At 68.3% G+C, this 23,163-nt stretch carries 28 protein-coding genes, 2 tRNA genes and 1 riboswitch; of the genes, 8 read left to right on the top strand and 22 right to left on the bottom strand.

Going from position 1 to position 23,163, the window contains the following annotated elements:
* The first annotated feature begins 17 nt into the window (after positions 1–17).
* Complete coding sequence (locus F573_RS0106440) at positions 18–467, top strand: hypothetical protein (protein WP_019021899.1); 450 nt, start codon at positions 18–20, stop codon at positions 465–467.
* A gap of 133 nt (positions 468–600) precedes the next feature.
* Here F573_RS0106440 and mnhG read toward each other — a convergent pair whose 3' ends face one another.
* The 9 genes from mnhG to F573_RS0106395 all read right to left on the bottom strand — a co-directional run bounded on the left by mnhG (position 601) and on the right by F573_RS0106395 (position 8,638).
* The gene (mnhG, locus tag F573_RS0106435; protein ID WP_019021898.1) at positions 601–1,008 is read right to left on the bottom strand and encodes a monovalent cation/H(+) antiporter subunit G; all 408 of its coding nucleotides are present in this window, start codon (positions 1,006–1,008) and stop codon (positions 601–603) included.
* Positions 1,001–1,282, bottom strand: coding sequence for a monovalent cation/H+ antiporter complex subunit F (locus F573_RS0106430; RefSeq protein WP_018870184.1), 282 nt, complete (start codon positions 1,280–1,282; stop codon positions 1,001–1,003). Before F573_RS0106430 ends, mnhG begins: the two co-directional genes overlap by 8 nt.
* Positions 1,282–1,755: a Na+/H+ antiporter subunit E gene (locus F573_RS0106425; protein WP_018870185.1), complete on the bottom strand. Its 474-nt coding sequence runs from the start codon at positions 1,753–1,755 to the stop codon at positions 1,282–1,284. Before F573_RS0106425 ends, F573_RS0106430 begins: the two co-directional genes overlap by 1 nt.
* Entirely contained in the window at positions 1,752–3,266 is a 1,515-nt protein-coding gene (locus F573_RS0106420; RefSeq protein WP_019021897.1) for a Na+/H+ antiporter subunit D, read from the bottom strand. Before F573_RS0106420 ends, F573_RS0106425 begins: the two co-directional genes overlap by 4 nt.
* The gene (locus tag F573_RS0106415) at positions 3,263–3,616 is read right to left on the bottom strand and encodes a Na+/H+ antiporter subunit C (protein WP_018936755.1); all 354 of its coding nucleotides are present in this window, start codon (positions 3,614–3,616) and stop codon (positions 3,263–3,265) included. Before F573_RS0106415 ends, F573_RS0106420 begins: the two co-directional genes overlap by 4 nt.
* Positions 3,613–4,038: a Na+/H+ antiporter subunit B gene (locus tag F573_RS0106410; RefSeq protein ID WP_018870188.1), complete on the bottom strand. Its 426-nt coding sequence runs from the start codon at positions 4,036–4,038 to the stop codon at positions 3,613–3,615. Before F573_RS0106410 ends, F573_RS0106415 begins: the two co-directional genes overlap by 4 nt.
* Entirely contained in the window at positions 4,035–6,338 is a 2,304-nt protein-coding gene (locus F573_RS0106405) for a putative monovalent cation/H+ antiporter subunit A (protein ID WP_019021896.1), read from the bottom strand. The genes F573_RS0106410 and F573_RS0106405 overlap by 4 nt, the downstream gene beginning before the upstream one ends.
* Positions 6,339–6,454: 116 nt before the next feature.
* The gene (locus tag F573_RS0106400) at positions 6,455–7,144 is read right to left on the bottom strand and encodes a TIGR04211 family SH3 domain-containing protein (RefSeq protein WP_018946992.1); all 690 of its coding nucleotides are present in this window, start codon (positions 7,142–7,144) and stop codon (positions 6,455–6,457) included.
* Positions 7,145–7,261: 117 nt separating this feature from the next.
* Positions 7,262–8,638, bottom strand: coding sequence for a hypothetical protein (locus F573_RS0106395; RefSeq protein ID WP_019021895.1), 1,377 nt, complete (start codon positions 8,636–8,638; stop codon positions 7,262–7,264).
* Positions 8,639–8,838: 200 nt separating this feature from the next.
* Here F573_RS0106395 and F573_RS0106390 point away from each other — a divergent pair, with 200 nt between their 5' ends.
* Positions 8,839–9,153 (top strand): hypothetical protein, encoded by a 315-nt coding sequence (locus F573_RS0106390; RefSeq protein ID WP_018870192.1) that lies wholly within the window; start codon positions 8,839–8,841, stop codon positions 9,151–9,153.
* Positions 9,154–9,247: 94 nt separating this feature from the next.
* Positions 9,248–9,760 carry a 3-hydroxyacyl-[acyl-carrier-protein] dehydratase FabA gene (gene fabA / locus F573_RS0106385; protein WP_018870193.1) on the top strand — a complete coding sequence of 171 codons (513 nt, stop codon included), beginning with the start codon at positions 9,248–9,250 and terminating at the stop codon, positions 9,758–9,760.
* Between the two features lie 6 nt (positions 9,761–9,766).
* Here the strand turns inward: fabA and F573_RS0106380 are convergent, their stop codons facing one another.
* The 4 genes from F573_RS0106380 to F573_RS0106365 are packed head-to-tail and all read right to left on the bottom strand — an operon-like array spanning position 9,767 to position 13,115.
* The gene (locus F573_RS0106380; RefSeq protein WP_019021894.1) at positions 9,767–10,621 is read right to left on the bottom strand and encodes a trans-aconitate 2-methyltransferase; all 855 of its coding nucleotides are present in this window, start codon (positions 10,619–10,621) and stop codon (positions 9,767–9,769) included.
* Positions 10,618–11,679: a glycosyltransferase family 4 protein gene (locus F573_RS0106375; protein WP_019021893.1), complete on the bottom strand. Its 1,062-nt coding sequence runs from the start codon at positions 11,677–11,679 to the stop codon at positions 10,618–10,620. The genes F573_RS0106380 and F573_RS0106375 overlap by 4 nt, the downstream gene beginning before the upstream one ends.
* Entirely contained in the window at positions 11,676–12,074 is a 399-nt protein-coding gene (locus F573_RS0106370) for a 6-carboxytetrahydropterin synthase (RefSeq protein ID WP_018870196.1), read from the bottom strand. The genes F573_RS0106375 and F573_RS0106370 overlap by 4 nt, the downstream gene beginning before the upstream one ends.
* 36 nt (positions 12,075–12,110) lie before the next feature.
* Positions 12,111–13,115, bottom strand: a complete 1,005-nt coding sequence (locus F573_RS0106365; RefSeq protein ID WP_019021892.1) for a zinc-binding alcohol dehydrogenase — start codon at positions 13,113–13,115, stop codon at positions 12,111–12,113.
* An 80-nt stretch (positions 13,116–13,195) separates the two neighbouring features.
* Here F573_RS0106365 and F573_RS0106360 point away from each other — a divergent pair, with 80 nt between their 5' ends.
* Both F573_RS0106360 and F573_RS0106355 read left to right on the top strand, forming a co-directional pair.
* Positions 13,196–13,969: a CDP-alcohol phosphatidyltransferase family protein gene (locus F573_RS0106360; protein WP_018870198.1), complete on the top strand. Its 774-nt coding sequence runs from the start codon at positions 13,196–13,198 to the stop codon at positions 13,967–13,969.
* Positions 13,966–14,577, top strand: coding sequence for a YceI family protein (locus tag F573_RS0106355; protein WP_019021891.1), 612 nt, complete (start codon positions 13,966–13,968; stop codon positions 14,575–14,577). Before F573_RS0106360 ends, F573_RS0106355 begins: the two co-directional genes overlap by 4 nt.
* Before the next feature lie 52 nt (positions 14,578–14,629).
* Here the strand turns inward: F573_RS0106355 and F573_RS0106350 are convergent, their stop codons facing one another.
* From F573_RS0106350 to gltX, 6 genes are all read right to left on the bottom strand, one after another.
* Complete coding sequence (locus tag F573_RS0106350; RefSeq protein WP_018870200.1) at positions 14,630–14,860, bottom strand: putative motility protein; 231 nt, start codon at positions 14,858–14,860, stop codon at positions 14,630–14,632.
* Positions 14,861–14,927: 67 nt separating this feature from the next.
* Entirely contained in the window at positions 14,928–15,554 is a 627-nt protein-coding gene (locus tag F573_RS0106345) for a class I SAM-dependent methyltransferase (RefSeq protein WP_019021890.1), read from the bottom strand.
* 396 nt (positions 15,555–15,950) lie between these two features.
* Positions 15,951–16,026 (bottom strand) — tRNA-Glu (locus F573_RS0106340).
* 24 nt (positions 16,027–16,050) lie between these two features.
* Complete coding sequence (locus F573_RS0106335) at positions 16,051–16,278, bottom strand: hypothetical protein (RefSeq protein ID WP_026300828.1); 228 nt, start codon at positions 16,276–16,278, stop codon at positions 16,051–16,053.
* 24 nt (positions 16,279–16,302) lie between these two features.
* Positions 16,303–16,378, bottom strand: a tRNA-Ala gene (locus tag F573_RS0106330).
* 43 nt (positions 16,379–16,421) lie between these two features.
* Entirely contained in the window at positions 16,422–17,828 is a 1,407-nt protein-coding gene (gene gltX / locus F573_RS0106325; RefSeq protein ID WP_019021888.1) for a glutamate--tRNA ligase, read from the bottom strand.
* Between the two features lie 168 nt (positions 17,829–17,996).
* Between gltX and F573_RS0106320 the strand changes: the two genes are divergently transcribed.
* Positions 17,997–18,416 (top strand): DUF4399 domain-containing protein, encoded by a 420-nt coding sequence (locus F573_RS0106320; protein WP_051075373.1) that lies wholly within the window; start codon positions 17,997–17,999, stop codon positions 18,414–18,416.
* Positions 18,417–18,513: 97 nt separating this feature from the next.
* Here F573_RS0106320 and F573_RS0106315 read toward each other — a convergent pair whose 3' ends face one another.
* On the bottom strand, positions 18,514–19,515 hold the full coding sequence (locus tag F573_RS0106315) for a cytochrome-c peroxidase (RefSeq protein WP_019021886.1): 1,002 nt from the start codon (positions 19,513–19,515) through the stop codon (positions 18,514–18,516).
* A gap of 169 nt (positions 19,516–19,684) precedes the next feature.
* Positions 19,685–19,916, top strand: a riboswitch (cobalamin riboswitch).
* A 125-nt stretch (positions 19,917–20,041) separates the two neighbouring features.
* Between F573_RS0106315 and F573_RS0106310 the strand changes: the two genes are divergently transcribed.
* Together F573_RS0106310 and F573_RS0106305 are read left to right on the top strand one after the other, a co-directional pair.
* Complete coding sequence (locus tag F573_RS0106310) at positions 20,042–21,157, top strand: porin (protein ID WP_026300827.1); 1,116 nt, start codon at positions 20,042–20,044, stop codon at positions 21,155–21,157.
* 19 nt (positions 21,158–21,176) lie between these two features.
* The gene (locus F573_RS0106305; RefSeq protein WP_019021884.1) at positions 21,177–21,743 is read left to right on the top strand and encodes a cytochrome c; all 567 of its coding nucleotides are present in this window, start codon (positions 21,177–21,179) and stop codon (positions 21,741–21,743) included.
* A gap of 203 nt (positions 21,744–21,946) precedes the next feature.
* Here F573_RS0106305 and cobM read toward each other — a convergent pair whose 3' ends face one another.
* Together cobM and F573_RS0106295 are read right to left on the bottom strand one after the other, a co-directional pair.
* Positions 21,947–22,711 (bottom strand): precorrin-4 C(11)-methyltransferase, encoded by a 765-nt coding sequence (cobM, locus tag F573_RS0106300; RefSeq protein WP_019021883.1) that lies wholly within the window; start codon positions 22,709–22,711, stop codon positions 21,947–21,949.
* Positions 22,711–23,139, bottom strand: coding sequence for a cobalamin biosynthesis protein (locus F573_RS0106295; protein WP_019021882.1), 429 nt, complete (start codon positions 23,137–23,139; stop codon positions 22,711–22,713). The genes cobM and F573_RS0106295 overlap by 1 nt, the downstream gene beginning before the upstream one ends.
* Positions 23,140–23,163 lie beyond the last annotated feature (24 nt).

Raw genomic sequence — 23,163 nt, 5'->3', positions numbered from 1 at the left:
TAACCAAGGAGGTCGTTATGAGCAACCTGATCCAGAACTTTCCGCCGGACGGCGTGGTGACCATCAACCGGGTCATCCTGAAGCCGGAATACAGCATCGACGACCTGCAGGAACGCGTGGCCGTGCTGTGCGAGAACGTGAAGACCTATCACTCGGACACCGGCTTCGTCGGCGGCTTCGTGGCCCTGAACTCCGGTGCGGTCTCCAACGAGGGTTCCACCATCGGTCAGGCCGTGGAAAGCCCGATGAAGGACAAGGAAGCGCTGATCATCACCTTCTGGCGCACGATGGAGGAACATGAGGCCTCCCATCGCAGCGAGACCTTCCAGCCGCTGTTCCAGGACGTGCTGGAGCTGTGCGAGAACGGCAACGAGGAGATCGCCTACGAGATGCTGTGGTCCGGGGCGGCCTACGATCCCGAAGAAGCGAAAGCCGCGCGCGAGGCGAAGGAGACCCACGCGGCCTGATCCCGGGCGTCTCTCCGGACACCCCTTCGTACGTGAAGCGTGAACTTGCCGGGGCCTGCGGGCCCCGGCTTTTTTGTGCGCGCGGCGCGGGGGTGCGGGATGGGCCGATCGTGACCGGAGCCCAAGGGATCGGTCAGTCGCGCTCGCGCTCTTCGGCGGGGGCGGAGGATTTCCTGTCCTCCGGCTTGTCCTCCGAAGCGAGGGTGTGGGTCTCGGGATCGTAGCGATCCTTCAGTTCGTCCTTGAGGGTCCCCTCCCACAGCGGGATGCCGACGAAATAGCCGGCGCGGCCGATCAGGTGCGCGGCCACCGGGGCAGTCAGGATGATGAACACCACGATCGCCAGCGCGCGGGCGGTGACGGCGCCATCATCGAAGAACACCGCGGCCGCCACCACCATGGTGCCGCCACCGAGCGCGCCGGCCTTGGTGGTCGCATGCATACGGGTCAGCAGGTCGGGCATGCGCAGCGCGCCCAGCGCCGCCAGCAGCATCAGCAGCGAGCCCAGCAACAAAAGGAAGGCGGTGATCCACTCAATCATCACTGCGGTAACCTCCCTTCTCCAGATACCGCGCGAAGCCCACCGCGGCGAGGAACGCGGTCAGCGCCAGCACCACGGCCACGTCGAGGAAGTTGGCCATGCCGGTCGCCACCGCATGCGTGGCGATGAACCCCACCGTCAGCGAGGCGATCAGTTCCAGCGCCACGACCCGGTCCGGCAGGCTGGGGCCCTTGATCAGGCGTATGAAGATGATCACCAGCGCCAGGCTGAGGATCACGAAGGTCGCGTTCACGGCCCAGTCGAGAATCGGCATCAGTCGATCAGCTCCATCACGCGGCTTTCCATGTCCCGAAGTTCCTGCCGCAGCTTGTCCTCGTCCTGCAGGTACATGGCATGAATGTACAGCACCTTGCGATCGGTGGAGACGTCCAGGCTCAGCGTGCCCGGGGTCACCGAGATCAGGTTGGCGAGCACGGTGATCTGCGCATCCGTATGGGCGCGCAGCGGGAAGGCGATCACGCCGGGCTTCATCAAATGGGTGGGCGTCAGGACGTCCCAGGCCACCACCAGGTTGGCCTTGATCAGATCATAGATGAAGAACGCGATGAAGGAGATCACCTTCGGCACCTTCCAGAAGAAGCTGCTGTGATCCGCCTTGCGGTTGAACGCGACCCACAAGGCCATGTAGCTGAACACCAGACCGGACAGCAGGCTGGTCGCGGTGAAGCTGCCCGTGAGCATCATCCAGGCCAGGGCCAGCAGGAGGTTGAGTGCGAGCAGGTTCATTGCGCGTCGCCCCCCAGAATCGCCTCGACATAGGCATCCACGTCCAGCATCTGCTCACCGGCGGCCATGGCCAGCTGCAGGAACGGCTCGGCCGCCACGCCCATCAGCACCGCCAGCCCGGCCAGGGCGGCCACCGGCGCATACAGCAGCCACAGCCCCCCGCGCTCGGGCCAGGCCGGCCCGTTCGCCGGGGCCTGCTCGCCGCGCGGGTCGGCCTTCCAGAACGCCTCGGCCCAGATCTTGACCATGGAGTAGAACGTCAGCAGGCCGGTGATCAGCGCGATCGCCACGATCCAGTAGGCCTCGATCTCCAGACCCGCGCGCACCAGCATCAGCTTGACCAGAAACCCGGACAGCGGCGGCAGCCCGGCCAGCGACAGCGCCGAGATCAGGAACAGCACCGACAGTCCGGGGTGCGTGCGGTACAGCCCGCCAAGATCCTTCAGCTCGTGGGTGCCACGGGCGAAATAGGAGATCCCGCTGATCAGGAACAGGTTGGTCTTGACGATGCTGTGATGGAGGATGAACAGCAGCGAACCGGCCAGCGCCAGCGGGGTATGCAGGGCCAGGCCCATGATGATGTAGCCGATCTGGCTGACGCTGTGGAAGGCCAGGATGCGGCGGAACTCGAACTGCGCCGCCGCGCCCAGCACGCCCACCAGCATGGTGAAGCCGGAGCCCCACAGCAGGATGTTCTGGGTGACCTCCGGGGCCTCGGTGAACATCAGGGTGAAGAAGCGGATCAGCGCGTACACCCCGACCTTGGTCAGCAGCGCGGCGAAGATCGCCGAGATCGCCACCGGCGGGGTGTGGTAGGAGGCCGGCAGCCAGAAGAACAGCGGGAAGGCCGCGGCCTTGATCGCGAAGGCGACCATGAACAGCACGCCCACCACGGTCACCAGACCGGTGTTCTCGGCCTCGCCCATGTAGGCCGCCAGCTCCGCCATGTTCAGGGTGCCGAAAAGGCCGTAGGTCAGACCCACCGCGGCCAGCAGGATCAGCGACGACACCAGGTTGAGGGTGACGTACTTGATCGCCCCCTCCATCTGCGCGCGCTCGCCGCCGAGGATCAGCAGCGCGAACGACGCGACCAGCAGGACCTCGATCCACACGTACAGGTTGAAGATGTCCCCGGTAAGGAAGGCCCCGGCCACCCCGGCGAGCAGCAGCTGCAGCAGCGGGTGGTAGCCGAAGCGCTCGTGATCCGGGGTCATCGAGACCAGCGAATACAGCGCGACGATCAGCCCCATCACGCCGGTCAGCAGGACCATGGTCGCACTCAGCAGGTCGGCCGCCAGCACGATGCCGAACGGCGCCTGCCAGCTCCCCATGTGCATGGCCAGCACGCCTTCGTTCCACACCGCCACCAGCAACCAGATCCCGGCGGCGGTCAGCGAGAGGCCACCGACCACGCCGACCACGCGCTGCACCCCGCGCCACTGCCAGAAGGCCAGCGCGAGCGCCCCGAAGAACAGGGGGATGATGACCGGAAGGGCGACCTCGATCCTCACGTGTCCGTATCCTTCATTTCGTCCAGGTCATCCGCGCCCACCACCTCGTAGGCGCGATGGATCAGCACCACCGCAAAGGCGAGCACGCCAAAGCTGATGACAATCGCGGTGAGGATCAGGGCCTGCGGCAGCGGGTCGGCCACCGCACCCTCGGGCGTGAGCATGCCCTCGGGAATCAGCGGCGGCGCGCCCCGGGTCAGGCCCGAGGTGGCGAAGATCAGCAGGTTGGCGGCGTTGGACAGCAGGATCAGGCCGATCACCAGCTTGACCAGGCTGCGCCGCAGCATCAGGTAGGTGGCCGTGGCGAACAGCACGCCCACCAGGATCGCGAGCAGGGGTTCCGCAGTCATTCTTCCGCCTCCGCCAGGGCCAGGACGATGGTCAGCACGGTGCCGATCACCACGAGGTACACGCCGATGTCGAACACCAGCGGGGTGGAGAGCTTGAGCTCGCCGAACAGCGGGACCTCCACGTCCCACCACAGCGAGGTCAGGTAGGCGCGCCCCTGCAGCAGCGCGGGTACGCCCGACAGGGTCGCCAGCAGCAGACCGATGCCCAGCATGTTGCGCGGGTCGATGCGCAGGATGGCGCGCGCCTTGTAGACATCGAAGGCAAACATGTACAGCGCGAAGGCCATCGCCGCCACCAGACCGGCGATGAACCCGCCGCCCGGCTCGTCATGGCCGCGCAGCAGCAGGAACACCGAGAACAGCAGCAGCAGTGGCAGCAGCAGCCGCGTCCCCGTCTGCAGGATGAGCGAGCCGGCCATCATGACTTGCGGTCCTCCGCACGGAACTTGATCATCGCGTACACGCCCACCGCGGCCAGCGCGAGCACGAACAGCTCGCCCAGGGTGTCCAGGGCACGGAAGTCAACCAGGATCACGTTGACGATGTTGCGCCCGTAGGCCGACGGCTCGGACTCGGCGATGTGGTATTCGGAGATCGCCGGGAAGTACTGCACGCCCAGGGTGGCCATCAGCACCGCGGTCATGGTCACGCCTACCGCCAGCGAGGCGATCACGTCACGCACCCGCGTGAGCGGATTGGAGAACTTCAGGAAGCCCGGCAGGCGGAACAGCACCAGCACCAGCAGGATCACGGTCAGGGTCTCGACCAGGACCTGGGTGATCCCCAGATCCGGCGCGCTGAAGAACACGTAGATCAGCGCGACGCCGAAGCCCACGATGCCCAGCGAAGCCACCGCGGCCAGCCGCGAACTGGTGGTGGCCACGAAAATGGCGGCCAGTGCGACCAGGGCGACGATCACCCACTCGTGGATCAGGATGTCGTCGAAGCGCACCGAGATCTCGAAGCCGCCCAGGGCCGCAAACGTGCCCACCACCAGCGCGACCGTGGTCAGCATGGTGACCATCACGTAGGTGCGCAGGTAGCCGTTCTGCAGGACCCGGGTCTGGAACGCCGAGAACCACACCAGTCCGTCCATGAAGCGTTCGTAACCGCGCTCCGGCGCGATGCGCCCGACCGGCACCATGATGCGTCCGATGCCGGCACGCACCGAAGTCCAGAAGCGATAGATCACCAGACCCGCGGCCAGGCTCAGCAGCGACAGACCCAGCGGCAGGTTGATGCCGTGCCACAGCTTGAGCTCCATGTCGGGATCGGCGCCGTGGATGGACATCGCGGTGGCCGCCACCAGCGGCTGCGCCAGCGCCGGGAACAGACCGAGGATCAGCCCCAGCACGGAGAGTACCGCCGGCCCGGCCAGCATCGCACCCGGCGATTCATGCGGGGTGCGCGAATAGTCCGGCCGTTTGCCAAAGAACGGCCGCAGGCCGACGATCGCCGCCACCGCCACCACCAGGATGGCCGAGGCCAGCGCCAGCAGCGGCAGGACCACGGCCAGGGCGTCGGGGGCGCCCAGGGCTGCCTCCAGCATCAGTTCCTTGCCGACGAAGCCGAACAGCGGCGGCAGCCCGGCCAGCGACAGCGCGGCGATCACCGAGAACGCCGCGGTCAGGGGCATCGCGTGGCGCAGCCCGCCCATGTTCGGGACTTCCTTCTCGCCGGTGCCGTGATCGATGGAACCGGCGAGCATGAACAGCGCGCCCTTGTACAGCGAATGCGCCAGCAGGAAGGTCGCGCCGGCCATCGCGGCATACGGCGTGCCGATGCCGATCAGCATGGTCAGCGTGCCCAGCGCCATCACCGTGGAATACGCCAGCAGCTTCTTGATCTCGGTGCTCTGGATGGCCATCCAGGCGCCGGTGAACATGGTCACCGCGCCGAACAGGCCCAGCGTCCAGGTCCACAGTTCGGTGCCGCCCAGCTCCGGGTTCAGGCGCGCCATCAGATAGACCCCCGCCTTCACCATGGTGGCCGAGTGCAGGTAGGCCGAGACCGGCGTGGGCGCGGCCATCGCGTTGGGCAGCCAGAAATGGAACGGGAACTGGGCCGACTTGGTGAAGGTGCCCAGCAGGATCAGGATCACCAGCGGCAGGTACAGCGCATGCTCGTGCAGCGAATCCTCGCCGGCCAGGATCTCCGAGAGCTCCCAGGACCCGGAGGCCACGCCCAGCAGCACCAGACCGGCGAGCAGCGCCAGACCGCCGCCCACCGTCACGATCAGGCCCTGCAGCGCGGCCTTGCGCGCCTTCAGCTGCTCATGGTTGAAGCCGATCAGCAGGTAGGAAGTGATGCTGGTCAGCTCCCAGAAGATGAACATCAGGATGATGTTGTCGGCCAGCACCAGCCCCAGCATGGAGCCCATGAACGACAGGATCAGCACGTAGAAGCGCCCGAGGTCGCGGTGCGCCTCGAGGTAGCGCCCGGCGTAGCTGACCACGAACACGCCGATGCCCGCGATCAGCAGCGCGAACATCAGCGACAGGCCGTCGATCAGGAAGGAGAACTGGACATCCAGCCCGGGCATCCACTGCCAGGCCAGGCGCACGCTCTCGCCCGCCGCAACCGCGGGCAGGAAACTCGCGAAGTAGACGAACAGGGCCGCCGGCAGCAGCGCCAGCACCCAGCCGCTGTGGCGCCCGGTGGCCCGATGCACCACGGGCGCCAGCGCCGCCACCACGAAGATTGAGAGTATCGCGAACAGCATCCAGATGGACGTCCTGACAGGGATCGGGGCAGACGCCCGGCGGGCGCCCGTCACAGAAGGGCGAAGGCTACCGGGTCAACCCGGGGCGCGCAACAGCACGCCCCGGCCGAGGGTCATCAGTTCAGCCAGTCACTGCGCCGACGGCGGGTCGGCAGGCGCGTGAGGATGATCCCCAGGATCGCGCTGCCCACCGCCACCGCAGCCCCGGTCATGAACCAGCGGCGGTCGCTGTCGGCGCGCATGACCTCGACCTGACGCCGGTAGTCCTCGGCGGCTTCGCGGGTCTCCAGGAGTTCCTCTTCCAGGCGCTCGTTGCGCCGCTGGATTTCCTGCGGCCGTTCGGCAATGTCGCGCAGCTCCTCGAGCTCTTCCTGCATGCCGGCCATGCGTTCGGACTGTTCTTCGACCTCGCGCTGCAGTGCATTGCGCTCGTCCAGCAGTTCGGCGATGCGGCCTTCCTGGTCGTCGGCGCCGGAACGGATCTCGGCCAGCTCCTCTTCCACCTCGGCGAGGCGTTCGCGCGCATGCGGCTCGTCCTGCAGGTAGCGGGTCAGGATCCATGCCTCGTTGCCACTGGGCAGACGGATACGGCTGTAGCCGCCGTCGTCCTCCAGCACCTGTACCTGGTCACCGGCATCCACCGAACTGACGATCCGTCCGCCCTGGGGACTGCTGTAAACGGCCGTCTCCAGACTGTCCGAGACGTATCGCGTCTGCGCCGCAGCCGGCGCAGTGCCTGCGACCATCAGGGCCCCCGCCAGCGACAGCACCACCAGCCCGTTTCGGATCTGCAACCTGCGCACCATGCCTTGCCTCGTCATTGGCCGCGCCCGAGCGGAGCGCGGCGATGTTTCGGAAGAGGGATCATTCTAGGGAAACACTGACCAATGTACACGCATCCCTCCGGCTTCCGGTGACACGGTTCACGCCCCGTTGCGGCGCGCGGCCAGCCAGCGCCGGATGGCGGCCGGCACGAAGATGATCAGTTCGAAGGTCGCCGGCAGCAGACGCCGCAGTTGACAGGCCCCTACCGCCGCCAGGTACAGGATGCCCGCGAGCACGCCGAGCCCGGCGCTCAGCACCCCCCCGGCGAGGATGCGGGTCGCCTGCAGAAAGCCCACCACCCACACCGGCACCAGCGCCAGCAGCAGCGGGATCAGCAGCCCCAGCGCCGCCCCCACCAGCTGTTCGGCATGACGGATGCCGGCTGGCAGGGCGCGTTCCTCGCCTTCCAGCAGCAGAGTGACCAGTTCATGCTGGTAGATGAGCCAGTCAAGATGGAACCCGGTGAACGCCGATACCGCCGCCACCAGGACCAGCACCGCGATGGACAGTCCGGCCAGCACCCGCGGCGCCCAGCCGCCGCCCTCCATCAGCGCATGCGGCAGGACCCGGGTCACGCCGCGGGTCTCGGCCAGGATCCATCCGGCCAGGGCGGCGGTCCCCAGCAGCAGGTACAGCATCCATTCCGACCCGGGTGCCATCGCGCCCGGTGCGTTGGCGGTCTCCGGGAACATGCCGGCCAGAGCCGGGCCGAAGACATGCTGATGGACCACTACGGCCAGCGCGGCCAGGGCCAGGCCGGCCGCGCCCATCAGCCACTGGGTCGCCGCCTGGGCATGCGCCGGGAGGGCGCGCCGGACCGGACGGTCGACCTCCTCGCAACGGCCCAGCGCCCGGTCCAGGCGCTCGCCCTGGCGCTCCAGCCGGGCCAGGCGTTCCTGTACCCGCTCCAGATTGCCGACCATCTCGCGCAAAGGGCTGTCCGCGCGTCGCCGGGCCGACAGCAGCGCGCTGGCCGAACGCCGCTGCTCCTCCAGCCCGGAGCGGGCGATGCGCAGTACGGTGTCCTCCATGTCCTGCGCCAGGCGCCGGCTTTCCGGCGTATCACTGGCAGGACCGCGCGCCAGGGCCTCCAGCCGTTCGACCCATTCGGGCTCCTGGATCAGCCGCTGCTCGTCGCGCTGATAGGCCTCGTCCAGCACGCGCAGCGTGTCGCGCGCCTGCTGCCGCAATGCCGGCAACTGGGCGAGGTCATGCCCGACCATCTCGGCATAACGACGCTCCAGCGCCTCTACCGCGGAATGGATGCGTTCGGCCTCCAGGCGTTCCAGATGGCCGCCATGCCAGTCGCGCACCGCATCCCGCAGATGCAGGACCTGACGTCGCAGGGCGCATACCCCCCGTGCGATCGCACCCGCCAGCGCCACGAGAAAACGCCGTAGCGGTTGTCGCGCAAGATCCAGCACACCAATGGCGATCACGATCGCCAGGATCCACAGCAGGACGGTAACCGCCACTCTTCCCCCTTTCGGTCCGCACCCGAAGCGACCGGAAGGCCGGCGTCCCCGGGAACGGTTTCGCGGTCTGTATGATGATCACGATTATGCACGACCCGTACCCGGCTCGCCGCCCGCACCACCGACGCAGGGCGATCGTCCCGGCCTCAAGTTCCGCGGGGCCGCGCCGATACCCCGATTAAATCTTCGGAGGATCCGCGATGCTTGATCTCGATCTCCTGTCCGGCCCGTCGGTGACCACCCGCGAGGAGCCGGAATGGCTGGATACCGGCTTCACCGCGGGCTGGATTCCGGCCTTCCGTCACCGGGGGAACGGCCAGGTCCATGCCAGTCAGCTGGAGGACGGGCGCCTGGCCAGCGCCCACATCCTGGACACCCTGCCCGCCGAGTGGGTGGCCGAACGCGACGCCCGGGGGCGCCCCGGCGCCCTGGTCCCGGAAGTCCAGGCCGGCTATCTGCGCGGGGACCGTTTCTTTACCCTTGCGGAGTTGCTGCGCTACCCGGCCGACGCCTGAACCGGCCTTTTCCCGCCGCCGTGCAGCGCGGCGGGAATTGCTTTTGCCCGCCGGTTTCGGTCCAATACCGGGCTTTTCCCCCGAGCATCTTTCAATGCAGAAGAATCAGTACGATCGCGATGAACTCCTGGCCTGCGGCTACGGCAACATGTTCGGCCCGGGCAATGCTCAGCTGCCGGTGCCCAACATGCTGATGATGGACCGGGTCACGGAGATCAACAGCGACGGCGGGCAGTTCGGCAAGGGCGAGATGGTGGCCGAGCTGGATATCCACCCCGATCAGTGGTTCTTCGCCTGCCACTTTCCGGGCGATCCGGTGATGCCCGGCTGCCTCGGGCTGGACGCGATGTGGCAGCTGGTGGGGTTCTATCTGGCATGGCTGGGCAACCCGGGGCGCGGGCGCGCGCTGGGCGTGGGCGAGGTGAAGTTCACCGGCCAGGTGCTCCCCACCGCGGAGCGGGTCACCTACCATGTGGAGATGAAGCGGGTGATCTCGCGCAAGCTGGTGCTGGGGATCGGCGACGGCACTGTGCAGGTGGACGGCCGCACGATCTACGAGGCCAGTGACCTGCGCGTCGGCCTGTTCACCTCCACCGAGAATTTCTGAGCGGCGTCACCCGGCAGCCACCCCCGAGCCCCGTCCCGGGGCCGGGGGCAGCCCCAGTACGTCCCGATGCCCGACGCGCAGGCGGCAGCCGTCGCCGATCACTGCAGCCCGGCGCCGCGCGGCCCAGGCCCGAAAGTCCCCGGCCCGTGTCGGCTCCATGGCAGCCGCCGCTTCGGCCCAGCCGTCGATCAGGGCCCGCACCAGCGCCGGCGTGGCCGCATCCAGCTCCCACGGTGAGGCGGCCGCCTCCACGCGATAACCATGACGCTCCAGCGCCCGCTCCAGGTGCATCGCCGCCCCCGGACCCAGCGCCGGCCCGAAACCCTTGTCGGTGCCCTGGTGACGATTGACCGCCGCCAGCAGGTCCGCGTCCTCCGGGTCCGGCTGCGACCATTCGATCCGGCCGTCGTAGCTCAGCGCGAACAGTACCGCGGCCCCGCGCGCGGCACAGGCAGCGACCAGTGCATCCAGCCACCGGGCCGAGACCAGATCCAGCAGCGCCGCGCCGGTCACCAGCAACGGGTCGGGCGCCGCGCCCGGCAAGGCCGGAGGCGCGGCAGCGAAGTCCTCGACCCGCAGGTGTTCCACGCGTTCGCCGCCGGCGTCGCGGCGGGCCGCGTCCAGCAGGGAGGCATCATGATCCACCAGGGTCCAGAGCTGCAGGTCCGGCAGCCGCGGAGCGAGCCAGCGCAGGTTCGAACCGGTGCCGGCGCCCAGATCCAGCACCCGCAGCGGTGCCTCGTTCGCTCCCCGAACCCGCACCACCCACTCCGCGAGCGCGTCGGCCAGGGACGCCGGGCGCGCCGCATGGTCCACGGGCTCGCGCAGGCCCAGCCAGTCGCGATCGAAGTGCTCGCTCATGGTGTCAGCTCGCGCAGCGCCCGATCCATCGCGACGACCGCCTGTGGCCAGTCGGGCATCTGCCGCGCGGCCCGTCGGCCGGCGGCCCCGGCGGCAAGCCAGGCCTCCGGGCGCTCCAGATAATCCGTCAGCGCGGCGCGCAACGCCGGGACGTCGCCCGGCGGCAGGCGGGCACCCGCGGCGGCCGGAACGGTGTACGGGATCGCGCCACCGGTGGTCGCGATCACCGGCAGGCCGCGCGCCATGGCCTCGGTATACACCATGCCGAACCCCTCGTATTCGCTGGGCAGGACGAACAGCGACGCGCCATCGAACCAGGCATCGAGATCGGACTCGTCGCAGGTTCCGGTGACGGTGACCCGGTCCCGCAGACCGCTGTCCTCGATCTGCTGGCGCAGGCGACGCACGAATCCCGGGTCGCGATCCGCCGGCCCGGCCAGGACCAGGTGCCAGGCGCGATCCGTCAGTCCGGCCAGCGCGGCGATCAGGTGGTGCTGCCCCTTGCGCGGGATCAGGGACCCCACCGCCAGCAGGCACGGCGGCTCCCCGGGACCGGGTCCCGATGCCGCCGCCTGACGTTCCACACCGGGCGGGACCACCCGCAGACGCGGACGCTCGATTCCCCATCCGGCCAGCACGTCGGCGGTATACGCGCTGGTGGTGACGATCCCGCGACTGCTTCGCAACCCGGCCCGCTCCAGCGCGAGGAGCTCGCGGCTGCGCGCGGGTTGCAGGCCGGTCTCCAGCCCGAGCGGGTGATGCACCAGCGCGAGCAGACGCAGCCGCTGCGCGTGGCGCTCGAGCACCTCGGGGAAGGCGCCGCCCGCGAGGCCGTCGACCAGCACCCGCTGGCCATCGGGGGCCGCCGCCAGGGCCGAATCCAGCGCCGCCGCAGCGTCCGCGGAGGGTCCGGGGAAGTCGCCCTGAAGCTCGTCGACTGCCGTCTGCCAGCCGCGCTCGCGCAGGCCCGCCAGCATGCGCGCATCGAACCGGTAGCCACCGGTGGGCTGATCCAGCGCCCCGGGAACCAGCAGGCGCAGATCGGCGGCCTCGCTCAAGGAGCCGCCTCGTAGGCGGCCCAGGCCACGTGGGATTCGTGCAGGGTCACGCAGACCGCGTCCAGGCCCCGTGCGGAAGCGCCCAGACGCTCCTCGTGGATGGCGGTGGCGATGCGTCCGTGAATCGCCCGGGCGAGGAATTCGGTTGTGGTGTTCTGCCCCTCGAACTCGGGTCGGTCGTCCAGGTTCTGGTAGTTCAGTTCCGCGAGGATGCTGCGCAGCACCTCGCCGGCCCGGCCGATGTCGACCACCAGACCGTCGTCATCCAGCTCGGCCCGGCGGAAGGTCACGTCCACCACGTAGGTGGCGCCGTGCAGGTTCTGCGCGGGACCGAAAACCTCGCCGGCGAAGCTGTGGGCAATCATGAAGTGATCGCGGACGTTCAGGCTGTACATGCGGGAGTCTCTCCTTGGCAATTCGGTCGGACTCGTTCAGACCCACACGGGGTCGGGATCGGGATAACGGATGCGATGGCACAGTGTCGTGGCGGCCTCGGGCCCGGCTACCCGCGGCATCACCCGCGGCAGGTCCTCGAAACGATCCTCGCCGCTGATCAGGACCTCCAGCACCGGATCGGCGAGCAGCTCCAGCGCCAGCGCCAGACGCCGGTGGTAGTCCCAGCGCGCGGCGCGTGCCGGCGGGATACGGCCCACCTGGCTGCTGCGCAGCTCCAGACGCCGCGAATGAAACCCGGCTCCCAGCGGCAGGCTGACCGGCGCATCGCCATACCAGCTGGCCTCCACCACCCGGGCCTCGGTGCCCGCCAGCTCCAGCGACTGCACCAGCCCGTCGCCCTGACCGCTGCAATGGATCACCGCATCGCGCGACGCGGGAGGCAGCGCCTCGCGGGCATCCGCCGGCGTATGCAGCGTCAGCCCCAGCGCCCGCGCCGGTTCCGCCCGCGCGGGCTCGGGGTCGATCAGATCCACCTGCGTGCCCGGGATTGCACGGATCAGCCAGGCGCACAGGAACCCGACCACCCCCGCACCGATCACCGCCACCCGGTCGCCGGGACCCGCTCCGGCGTCCCACACGATGTTCACGGCCGTTTCCATGTTCGCCGCCAGTACCGCGCGCGCGTCCGGGACCGCCTCCGGGATCGGCACCAGCATGGAATCCGGCGCGTTGTAACGGTCCTGGTGCGGGTGCAGACAGAACACCCGTTCGCCGGCACGCTTGCCGGACTCGACCACGCCTGCGCTGATGTAGCCGTATTTCACCGGCGCAGGGAAGTCCCCTTCCTGCAGCGGTGCCCGCATCGCGGTGTACTGATCCGGCGGCACCCGCCCGCGGAACACCAGCGACTCGGTGCCGCGCGATATCGCGCCATAGCGGGCCCGCACCCGGCACTCCCCGGAGGCCGGCGGCGGCAATTGCGCATCGCGGATCTCGCCCTCGCCGGGCGCGGTGATCCAGAAGGCTCGTGCGCGGTTCATGCGGGCTTTCGCGACCAGAGGGACACTGCGCCATCCTCCCGGTGAATGAAGCCTGCAGTGTAGCCGAGGAAAGCCCGTCCATGCCCGCCCCCACCGCCCTGCACAGGCCGCTCCGCTCCACCGATCTGGTTCTCGGCGGACTGCTGGCGCTGGGTGTTGCGACCCTCATTACGAGCCTGACCCCGGTCGGCCCCGCTCTGCTGCCCGCAACCGCCCTGCTCTGGGCGCTGCTGTGGGGGCTGCTGGTGACCGGTGCCGGGCACGCCGGCGGCCTGCCCGCGGTCCCCGGGCCCGGCAACCGCGTAACCCTGATGCGCGCGGCCCTCGCGGCCCCGGTCGGGGGCCTGGCGCTCCTCGCACCGATGCCCGCGTTCCCCCTGCCCGATGCTGGACTGGCCTGGGTCGTCGTCCTCGCCCTGCTGGTGCTGTTGCTGGATGGGCTCGACGGCGCCGTGGCACGGCGCAGCGGCACCGCGTCGGCGTTCGGCGCGCGTTTCGACATGGAACTGGACGCGGCACTCATCCTCGCGCTGTCCGTGCTTGCGTGGCAGCCCGGACCCGCTGGCCCCTGGGTGCTGGCAATCGGGGCCATGCGCTATCTGTTCGTGCTGGCCGGGCGCGGACTGCCCTGGCTGCGCGCGGATCTGCCGCCCAGCCGGCGCCGCCAGGCGGTGTGCGTGCTGCAGACCCCGGCCCTGCTGATCGCGCTCACCCCTGCCGTTCCAGCGGCGGCGGCCGTCGCCGCAGCGGTCCTGGCGCTGGCCATGCTCACGGTTTCATTCGCCGCGGATATCGTCTATCTGTATCGGAACAGACCCGGTTCACATCCCCAGACCCCGGAGGAAACCCCATGAGCCATCGATTCCGCACCCTGGCCGCGACGGCCCTGCTGAGCCTGGCATCGGTGCTGCCCGGAACCAGCCTGGCGATGGACGAGTGGGAGATCGATACCGAACATTTCGCGGTGGGCTTCCTCGTCGATCATGCCGAGTTCGCCCGGGTCCTGGGCATGTTCCTCGAGGCCGAGGGGTCCTTCATGTTCGATCCCGACACGGGCGAGCTGGGCGAGGGGCACTTCGTGGTGCAGACCGACAGCGTGTTCACCAACCACGAGGAACGCGACGACCATCTGCGCAACGAAGACTTCCTCGACGTGGAGAACTACCCCGAGATGCGGTTTACCGCCACCGACTACGAACCCACCGGGGAGGACAGCGGGCAGCTGACGGGGGATCTGGAACTGCTGGGCGAAACCCGGCCGATCACCCTGGACGTCACGATCAACAAGGTCGGACGCTACCCGTTTCCGCTGGGCGGCATCTTCTCCCGCCCCTACGTGCTGGGCGCCTCGATGCGGGGCGAATTCCAGCGCAGCGACTTCGGCATGGATTACGGACTGATCCGCAACATCGTGGGCGACACGGTGGAACTGATCATCGAATTCGAGGCACAACGGCAGTAACCGCCCGGCCCCCCGCAAAAAAGGCCGGAGACCAGCGATCTCCGGCCCTGCCTCAGGCCGTGGTATTGACCAGCGTCCCGACATTGTCGGGCAGCGCTGCGGCCGCACCGGCCGCTGCTTCCACCCCGGCACTGCCTGAAACGTCGGGCATGCCGTCGATCAGCTGAGCCACCGCGGCTTCCTCGGCCTCCATGGCACGATTCATTACCGCGACATCCTTCTGCTGCATCAGGCTCGCCTGCTGCATCTGCACGGCCTGGGATACCGCTGCGTTGACATCCATGGGTACCTCCCTGGCGTTGACAGGCGTTTGCGAATGGACAGGACGCCTGCACCGATGTTAGCGGCGGCTACCGCTCAGACTTGAGGGTTCTCCGCAGCCTTTTTCCGGATCCGGCGGGACGCGCGGTGAAGCGCCGCATCACGCCCCGGGCCACCCGGTCCTGCGGATCGATCGCAAAACCGGCGGCGGACACAGCGGCTTCGGTATCCCGGTTGGGATGACAGCCACCGGCCACACAGGTCCAGGCCGGCTGCACATGGTCCTGCATCCGCGCCAGCAACGGACGCGTGTGTCGCACATGCTCCAGCATCCGCAGCTCGCCCTCCGCGCCAAGGACCCGCCGCACCTCGTTCAGGGCGGCGGGCGGATCCTGCACCGAACAGAACACCAGCCCGGATACCACCGCATCGAACTGCCCCTCGACGAACGGCAGGGCCTCGGCGCGGGCCACCACCAGCGGCACCCCGGGAGCGCGACGCCGCGCACTCCGTAGCGCGAGGAAGTCCGGCTCCACGCCAATGACTTCCGCCGTCTGCGGATACAGCGGCAAATTGCGCCCGGTTCCGCAACCGACCTCCAGGATCCGTCCCCGGGCCCCGGATACCAGGCGCATCCGCCAGCGACGCAGGCCCAGCGCATCGGCCAGCACCATGAAGCCATCGTAGAGCCAGGGGATCTGTTCCAGTCCGCGCATGTCCTCGTTCCGTATTGATTCACTGTCGGAGAAACCGTGAACTGTATCGCATGTCGCACCCGCAACCGGAACCTCTCTCCGGTTATCCCGTCACAGCTGACGAGTGGTGACGAAAAACCCTCCACGGGTGTTTCCGTAACCCCGGTCACGATGTGGCCACTGCATGGTGTTGACCCGGTCCCCGACCGGTACACCGAGACAACCGACTCCCTCCGTCACACGGTTGTTTCAGTACCTTGAGCCCGGCTCCCGGCCGGGCTTCTTTTTTATGCCCTTCCCCTCCGCCGCTCCTCCGATTGACACGGAGCAACAAAGAAAGGGATCTTCGGCGGCTGATTCCGGACCAGAACGAAAAAGGCCCGGATCCAGTGCGTCTGGATCCGGGCCCTTGGAATATGGCGTCCCCACGGGGATTCGAACCCCGGTCGCTGCCGTGAAAGGGCAGTGTCCTAGGCCTCTAGACGATGGGGACGCAGAGGCAACGTCATGCTGCAAACTAGTCAGGAGGTCCGTGCGGCCTTTCACTTCCGCGGCTGCCTTTCGGACGATGCAGGATGGTTGTCACCACACCGTTGAAAACCAGCAGGAACCCCAGCGGGACCATTGCGACCAGTGGCTTGGACCATGTCTGCTCACCGGCAAACATCAACCCGAAACCGCCGAACAATCCCACAATCGACAAAACCAGCCCAACGTAGATGGAGATCATTCCAAAACGATGCATCGCTGATCCTGCCATTCGCCGTAATGGTGGAGCCAGGCGGGATCGAACCGCCGACCTCCTGCATGCCATGCAGGCGCTCTCCCAGCTGAGCTATGGCCCCGTAACCGGCGAGGTGCGTAATGTAGCCACACCCCTTATTCGTGTCAACCCGCTTGTGCGGAAATCTTTGCGATGGCCCGCTCGATCCGTTCCAGCGAGCGCTCGCGTCCGATCAGCACCAGCGTGTCGTCGATCGGTGGCGATACAGTACCGCCCGTCAGCGCCACACGCAATGGCTGGGCGACCTTGCCGAGCTTGAGTTCCAGCCGCTCGGCGGTGTGCTGCACCACCTCGTGCAGCGCCTCCTTGTCCCAGGCGCCCAGGGCACTGAAGCCGTCGTGCAGGGTTTGCAGTACCTCGCGGGCCTCCGGCGTCAGCTGCTTGCGCTCGGCCTTCGGATCGTATTCGTCGAAGTCGCGATAGAAATACACGCTGTTCTCGGCCATCTCGCGCAGCGTACGCGCCCGTTCCCGCTGCGCCAGCACCACCTGCCGCAGTTCCGGCCCCTCGGCGGGATCCACGCCCAGCTGGCCCAGGTGCCAGCCCAGCTCCAGCGCCACGTGGTCCGGGTCCAGGGTCTTGATGTAGTGCTGATTCAGCCACAGCAGCTTGTCGGGGTTGATGGCCGAGGCGGACTGATTGACGTCCTCGATATCGAACAGGCGCACCAGCTCGTCCAGCGAGAAGATCTCCTGGTCCCCGTGGGCCCAGCCCAGCCGCACCAGATAGTTCAGCAGCGCCTCGGGCAGGTAGCCCTCCTCGCGGAACTGCATCACCGACACCGCCCCGTGGCGCTTGGACAGCTTCGCGCCGTCCGGGCCCATGATCATCGGCAGATGGCCGTAACGCGGCGGTTCCACACCCAGGGCCTTGAGGATGTTGATCTGGCGCGGGGTGTTGTTGAGATGGTCGTCGCCACGCACCACATGGCTGATGCCCATGTCCATGTCGTCCACCACCACCGTGAGGTTGTAGGTCGGCGAACCGTCGGAGCGGGCGATGATCAGGTCATCCAGTTCGCTGTTCTGGAACGCCACCTTGCCGCGCACCATGTCATCAACGATGGTGGCGCCCTCGTCCGGGGTGCGGAAACGGATCACCGGATCCACGCCCTCGCGCGGCTCGGTTCGGGCGCGACAGCGGCCGTCGTAGCGCGGCTTCTCCTTGCGCGCCTTCTGCTCATCGCGCATCACATCCAGCTCTTCCTTCGTGCAATAGCAGCGATAGGCGTGGCCGGAGGCCAGCAGCTGATCGATGACTTCGCGATACCGGTCGAAATGGTCGGTCTGGTAGAACGGACCCTTGTCGTAGGTCAGGCCCAGCCAGTTCATGCCCTCCAGGATGGCATTCACCGACTCGGCGGTACTGCGCTCGAGATCGGTGTCCTCGATACGCAGTACGAACTCGCCACCATGGTGGCGGGCATACAGCCAGGAAAACAACGCGGTGCGGGCACCGCCGATGTGCAGGTAGCCGGTCGGACTGGGGGCAAAACGGGTACGAAAGGCCATGCGCGAACACTCGCTTCCGGTAGTCAACAGGGCCACACAGGGTAGCAGACGACCGCGCCCTTGACCCCGCCCCGGACCGTCTACACTTCCTTCAGGGACCCCGAGACCCGGTCCCTGCGCCCTTCACCCGGAAAAGGAGATTCTCCGATGATCAGAAACCGGATCTTCATGGCCTCGTCCGTGGCCCTTGCCGCCGCGCTTGTCCTGCCCGTATCGGCGCTCGCCGATCGCCCGGCACCCGCCGAGGGGACCGAGGTCTACTTCATCAGCCCGCAGGATGGTGACACCGTCGAGGGCCCGGTACATATACGCATGGGACTGCGCGGCATGGGGATAGCCCCGGCCGGCGTCGACGCCGACAACACCGGGCACCACCACCTGCTCGTAAACAAGCCTCTGGACGAAGTGGACCTGGATGCCTCCCTGCCCTTCACGGACCACAAACACCACTTCGGAGGTGGTCAGACCGAAGGTGAGGTAGAACTGGAGCCCGGCACCCATACCCTGCAGCTGCTTTTCATGGACTATCGCCACATCAGCTTCGATCCGCCGGTGGTTTCCGAAAAAATCACCATCACGGTGGAATAGCGGCACCCATCAAAAAGGCCCCCTCCAGGACATGGAGGGGGCCTCGAAAGCCTCGACGAAGGGGGCATGAGCGTTCAGCCGCTGAGCCCCCGATGGATCACGGCAGGGCCGGGATGGTGACGTCCGGCATCTCGCCGGTCAGGGCGTGCATGAACGCCTCGATGTCTTCCAGCTCGTCTTCCGTGAAGTCGGTGTCCAGCATCTCCTGACCCATGATTTCAATGGCTTCCTTCAGGGTCTCGGTCTCGCCATTGTTCATGTAGGGGTAGGTCAGGGCCACGTTGCGCAGCGTCGGGGTCTTGAAGGCGTACTTGTCGCGTTCCTCCCCGGTCACCAGATAGCGCCCCTTGTCCTCGGAACCGGGCACCTGGATCTGGTGGAAATTCGAGTCGGTCAGCGCCGGGCCGCGATGGCAGGCCACGCAGCCGTTATCCGCGAACAGGGCCATGCCGCGCTTCTGCTGCTCGCTCATCGCGTCGTCGTCACCCACCAGCCAGCGGTCCAGATCGGAGTTCGGCGTATTCAGGGTACGCTGGAACGAGGCCAGGGCCTTGGCCACGTGATCGGTGTTCACGACGTTGTCGCCGTCATAATCCGGGTACGCCGCATCGAACATCTCGATGTACTCGGGGAAGTCCTCCAGGCGCGCGATCGCCTCTTCCAGCGGCATGGCCATCTCCACCGCATCCTGGATCGGACCCAGGGCCTGACCTTCCAGGTCATCCTCGCGGCCATCCCAGAACTGGGCCTCGAAGAACCCGGAGTTCAGCACCGTCGGGCTGTTGCGCTCGCCCACCTGGCCGGCATGCCCAACGGCACGCGGGATGCGATCGGCCCAGCCCAGCGCGGGGTTGTGGCAGGTGGCGCAGGAGATCACTCCCGAGCTGGAGATGCGCGGCTCGAAGAACAGGAACTTGCCCAGCTCCACCTTCTCGTCGGTCAGGGAATTGTCGGCCGGGATCGGCGGCAGGGCCGGCAGCGGCTCGAACATGTCGCGGTACTGGTCGTAATCGCCGGCGAACGTCGGGGCGGAGAGGCCCAGTGCCACGGCCGTACAGGCCGAGACGAGCAGCCCCCGGAAAATGCGCTTCTTCTGCATGGTTCGCTCCTTTTTATTGGTCTGGATGCGGCCCGGCTGCAAACCGTCACCACATGGACTCAGTCTAAAAGAAATACCCCCATCACGGGCCGGCCGGGTGGTGCAATCCTGCGTAACCTTGATACAGATCAACCCGGCTCCGCCCTTGCCCGCGTGACGGGACGCGGTTACAGTCCGCCCGCCTTCAGGTGCCCCGGCCCACGACGCCGGGGATAATCGGGAAGCCGGTGCGTGAATGAACGTTCGCAATGCCGGCACTGCCCCCGCAACGGTAGGCGAAGACAGGCGGCTCCACTGCCACTGCGGCGCATCCACGGGATGCCCGCGGGAAGGCGATCCGCCCGGGATGCCCTGCATCCCCTTCGCGAGTCCGGAGACCGGCCTGGAGGAAACCCGACGCCGCGGCGGGCGGCCGAGCGGGCCGGGGCCGGCGTGTCCGCCCCCTTCCTCCCTGCTCCCCTGCCCGACGGCCGGCGTCGTTTCATCCACGGCGTGCGGGGTCGCGCGCCCGGGCGGGCAATCAACAATGAAGCGTATCCATCTCCGACCGGGGCGGCCTGCCGTGCCGGCCCTGGCTACCCTGTGCCTGGTGACGGCCACAGGCATCGCGCCGGCGCAGGCCGGTTTCGAATTCGGCGACGCGGAAGACGGCCTGCAGGTCACCCTGGATCCGCTGATCCAGGGCCGTTACAGCTACGAGCATGACCCGGACGGCTCCAGCAGCGAATTCGATTTCCGGCGCGCCTGGCTGGACACCTCGGGCACCCTGTTCCACCCCGAACTGAGCTTTCGCCTGCAGCCGGATTTCAGCAGCGGCGAGCTGTCCATGCGCGACATCTGGCTGCAGTACGGCCCGGGCGAACACCTGGGCCTGCGGGCCGGCCAGTTCACCGTCCCCTTCGGTCTGGCGCGGGACATCGGCGGCCCCAACCGCCTGTTCACCGAACTGAGCATCGCCGGCAACCAGTTCGAGATCCCGGCCGGACGCGATACCGGCCTCGCCCTGCTGGGTGGCGCGGGCGACGACCGCGCCTGGGCGGTCGGGATATTCGATGGCCGCGGGCGCCTGGATCAGCGCGACGACCGGCCCTCCACCTCCGGGCACCTGTTCAGCGCCCGTGGCGCCTGGGCCCCGGTGGGCTCGGTCCCGCGCGACAACACCACGGTGGGCCGGGCCGTGGAGCGCACCGTTGCCCTGGGCGCCGGCCTGCAGGCCGCCAGCCGCAACCACCTGCGTGACTGGAGCCGCGGGCAGGAAGACACGGTCGACCGGCAGCGCGCCGACTGGGTCACCGCCACCGCCGATGCGGTGGTCAAGTTCGGCCATACCTCGCTGTCGCTGGCGGCCTACCGCCGCAATGTCTCCCCCGACCGCACCGCGAGCTACCACGACCTGGGGGCCGAGCTGGAACTGGCGCAGTCGCTGCCGCTGGAGGGCCTCGAGCTCGCCGCTCGCCACGCGGTACTGCGCCACGACGCCGGCGACGACCTGGACGGCGACGAGCGCTGGCAGCGCGAATGGGGCGCCGGCCTTAACTGGTACCACCGGGGGCAGCGGCAGAAGACCCAGCTCATGTGGCTGGACCGCGACACCGACACCTCGAACTGGCAGCTACACCTGCAGCACCAGTTCCGCTTCTGAACAAACAGGGAGAATCGCCATGAAACGGATGCCATCCACGCGCCGGCCGCTGACGGCCGGCCTGTCGCTGGTCCTGCTGCTCGCAGCGACCGGTACCGCCGGCGCGGAAGACGAGATCAGCGTGCCGATGCCGGGCCCCTGGGGCGAAGACTACGCGGAGACCCTGGACGACCCGGCCCGAGTCGACGCCACCGAGGCCTTCCAGCGCTTCCGTCAGCAGAGCATGCAGGGGACCTCGGCCACCTACCGCAGCATCGAGCAGATCCTGCGCTACGACGCACCGTTCGCCGAACGTCTGCCCGAGCTGGCCGACGAACTCGCGAGCGGGGCCGACGACATCGACACCTGGTTCGCCCGCGAGACACCGGCGCCCGACGGCGAACCCGGGGCCCTGCCCGCGGCCTGGGAGGACCCGGTGTTCGCCGAGTACAAGGCGGCCTACCGCGAGGCGACCACCGAGCTGCAGCGCAAGGTGGTGTCGGCCAACGACCTGGAGGACGAGGGCTTTCAGCTACGCGCCACCGAGGCCCTGAACGGCGTACGCCACCAGTGCCTCGCCTGCCACGACAACTTCCGCCGCCGCTGACCCACGCGGGAAAACGCGGAATCCGGGGCCGCCGCCCGGCGGCCCCTTTCCGTTATCCTGACCAGGAGCGCCCCGCCTTCGCCTGCAAGCAGGCTCCTACAAGTTCGCGACGATGTAGGAGCCTGCTTGCAGGCGAAAAGGCCCGTGCCCCACAACTTCCACCGGAGTCATTCCTGCCTGCGGAAGATCGGGGGCACCGCCGCTTAGTCCCCGTCCATGCCGCGGTAACGGCGCACATGCGCCGGGTCGTACAGCGCACTGTCGCGGAAATCCCCCGGGTCCAGCGCCGGGCCCACCAGGATCAGCGCCGAGCGCCGTGTGGTCAGGGCCTGCGCCCGTTCCGCGATATTCCCCAGCGAACCGCGCACCACGGTCTCGTCCGGCCAGCTGGCGCGAAACACGATCGCCACCGGGCAGTCGCAGCCATAGTGCGGCCGCAGGTCCTCGACCACGGTCCCAATATTGTGCAGCGACAGGTGGATCGCGAGCGTCGCCCCGGTGGCGGCAAAGCTCGCCAGCCGTTCGCGCTCGGGCATGGAGGACGCCCGTCCCGGCGTGCGCGTCAGCACCACCGACTGCGCCACCTCCGGCACCGTCAGTTCCCGCCCCAGGGTCGCGGCGGCGGCGGAGAACGCCGGCACGCCGGGCGTGATGCTGTAATCGATCCCGGCCGCCTCCAGCCGGCGGATCTGCTCGCCCAGCGCGCTGTAGACCGACAGGTCGCCGGAGTGCAGGCGCGCCACGTCCTGGCCCGCCGCGTGGGCCCGTTCGATCTCCTCAATGATCGCGTCCAGCGTCAGCGGCGCGGTGTTCACCACGCGCGCCCCCTCCGGGGCATGCTCCAGCACCGCCTCCGGCACCAGCGAACCGGCATACAGGCACACCGGGCAGGCCGCGATGCGATCGCGCCCGCGCAAAGTCAGAAGATCGGCCGCACCGGGCCCCGCTCCGACAAAATGAACCGTCATCATCCCTCCTCGAAAAGCTCGTCCGTCCCGTTCACCGTGCGCACCGCGACCGCGCAGCTCGCCCGTGCCGAGAGCCGCCGCGGCAGCAGCAGGCGCGCCCCGTCGCCGGCCACCGCCAGCGCCGCCGCCTCCGCCACCGAACCGACCCCGGCGACGGCACGCGCGCGCGCCGACTCCGTGGACAGGGCAGCGTCGCGCGCGGCCAGCGCGGCCGCCGACGCGAACACCAGCTCCAGCTCCAGGTCGCGCGCGGCCCTCCACAGCACCGGGCTGTCACCCTTGTGCGCCGGGGCCGCCAGCTGCCGGATCTCGATCGCCCCGCCGCCCCCCACCCGCAACCCGGCATGCGCCTCGGCCAGCATCTCGCGGACCAGTGCCTCCAGCTCGCCGGCCGTGCAGGCCGAGGCGAAGCCGACGCCGGGGGTCACCCGGACACGCGCCCCGCTCGGCGT

Origin of the sequence: Thioalkalivibrio sp. ALE23 (assembly GCF_000378545.1) — a bacterium.
GTDB lineage: Bacteria > Pseudomonadota > Gammaproteobacteria > Ectothiorhodospirales > Ectothiorhodospiraceae > Thioalkalivibrio.
The sequence above is the reverse complement of the archived record's forward strand: the minus strand, read 5'-3'. Positions and strand labels throughout refer to the sequence as shown.

What these genes read in the sequence shown, in the direction of transcription:
- F573_RS0106310 (WP_026300827.1), top strand. Translation starts at nt 20,042, where the DNA reads ATGAAGCGTATCCATCTCCGACCGGGGCGGCCTGCCGTGCCGGCCCTG.
- F573_RS0106370 (WP_018870196.1), bottom strand. Translation starts at nt 12,074, where the DNA reads ATGTACAGCCTGAACGTCCGCGATCACTTCATGATTGCCCACAGCTTC.
- F573_RS0106320 (WP_051075373.1), top strand. Translation starts at nt 17,997, where the DNA reads ATGGCCTCGTCCGTGGCCCTTGCCGCCGCGCTTGTCCTGCCCGTATCG.
- F573_RS0106410 (WP_018870188.1), bottom strand. Translation starts at nt 4,038, where the DNA reads ATGATGGCCGGCTCGCTCATCCTGCAGACGGGGACGCGGCTGCTGCTG.
- mnhG (WP_019021898.1), bottom strand. Translation starts at nt 1,008, where the DNA reads ATGATTGAGTGGATCACCGCCTTCCTTTTGTTGCTGGGCTCGCTGCTG.
- F573_RS0106390 (WP_018870192.1), top strand. Translation starts at nt 8,839, where the DNA reads ATGCTTGATCTCGATCTCCTGTCCGGCCCGTCGGTGACCACCCGCGAG.
- F573_RS0106345 (WP_019021890.1), bottom strand. Translation starts at nt 15,554, where the DNA reads ATGCGCGGACTGGAACAGATCCCCTGGCTCTACGATGGCTTCATGGTG.
- F573_RS0106400 (WP_018946992.1), bottom strand. Translation starts at nt 7,144, where the DNA reads ATGGTGCGCAGGTTGCAGATCCGAAACGGGCTGGTGGTGCTGTCGCTG.
- F573_RS0106405 (WP_019021896.1), bottom strand. Translation starts at nt 6,338, where the DNA reads ATGCTGTTCGCGATACTCTCAATCTTCGTGGTGGCGGCGCTGGCGCCC.
- F573_RS0106355 (WP_019021891.1), top strand. Translation starts at nt 13,966, where the DNA reads ATGAGCCATCGATTCCGCACCCTGGCCGCGACGGCCCTGCTGAGCCTG.
- F573_RS0106415 (WP_018936755.1), bottom strand. Translation starts at nt 3,616, where the DNA reads ATGACTGCGGAACCCCTGCTCGCGATCCTGGTGGGCGTGCTGTTCGCC.
- F573_RS0106350 (WP_018870200.1), bottom strand. Translation starts at nt 14,860, where the DNA reads ATGGATGTCAACGCAGCGGTATCCCAGGCCGTGCAGATGCAGCAGGCG.
- F573_RS0106335 (WP_026300828.1), bottom strand. Translation starts at nt 16,278, where the DNA reads ATGCATCGTTTTGGAATGATCTCCATCTACGTTGGGCTGGTTTTGTCG.
- F573_RS0106315 (WP_019021886.1), bottom strand. Translation starts at nt 19,515, where the DNA reads ATGCAGAAGAAGCGCATTTTCCGGGGGCTGCTCGTCTCGGCCTGTACG.
- F573_RS0106380 (WP_019021894.1), bottom strand. Translation starts at nt 10,621, where the DNA reads ATGAGCGAGCACTTCGATCGCGACTGGCTGGGCCTGCGCGAGCCCGTG.
- F573_RS0106305 (WP_019021884.1), top strand. Translation starts at nt 21,177, where the DNA reads ATGAAACGGATGCCATCCACGCGCCGGCCGCTGACGGCCGGCCTGTCG.
- F573_RS0106430 (WP_018870184.1), bottom strand. Translation starts at nt 1,282, where the DNA reads ATGCCGATTCTCGACTGGGCCGTGAACGCGACCTTCGTGATCCTCAGC.
- F573_RS0106365 (WP_019021892.1), bottom strand. Translation starts at nt 13,115, where the DNA reads ATGAACCGCGCACGAGCCTTCTGGATCACCGCGCCCGGCGAGGGCGAG.
- F573_RS0106440 (WP_019021899.1), top strand. Translation starts at nt 18, where the DNA reads ATGAGCAACCTGATCCAGAACTTTCCGCCGGACGGCGTGGTGACCATC.
- fabA (WP_018870193.1), top strand. Translation starts at nt 9,248, where the DNA reads ATGCAGAAGAATCAGTACGATCGCGATGAACTCCTGGCCTGCGGCTAC.
- F573_RS0106360 (WP_018870198.1), top strand. Translation starts at nt 13,196, where the DNA reads ATGCCCGCCCCCACCGCCCTGCACAGGCCGCTCCGCTCCACCGATCTG.
- cobM (WP_019021883.1), bottom strand. Translation starts at nt 22,711, where the DNA reads ATGACGGTTCATTTTGTCGGAGCGGGGCCCGGTGCGGCCGATCTTCTG.
- gltX (WP_019021888.1), bottom strand. Translation starts at nt 17,828, where the DNA reads ATGGCCTTTCGTACCCGTTTTGCCCCCAGTCCGACCGGCTACCTGCAC.
- F573_RS0106425 (WP_018870185.1), bottom strand. Translation starts at nt 1,755, where the DNA reads ATGAACCTGCTCGCACTCAACCTCCTGCTGGCCCTGGCCTGGATGATG.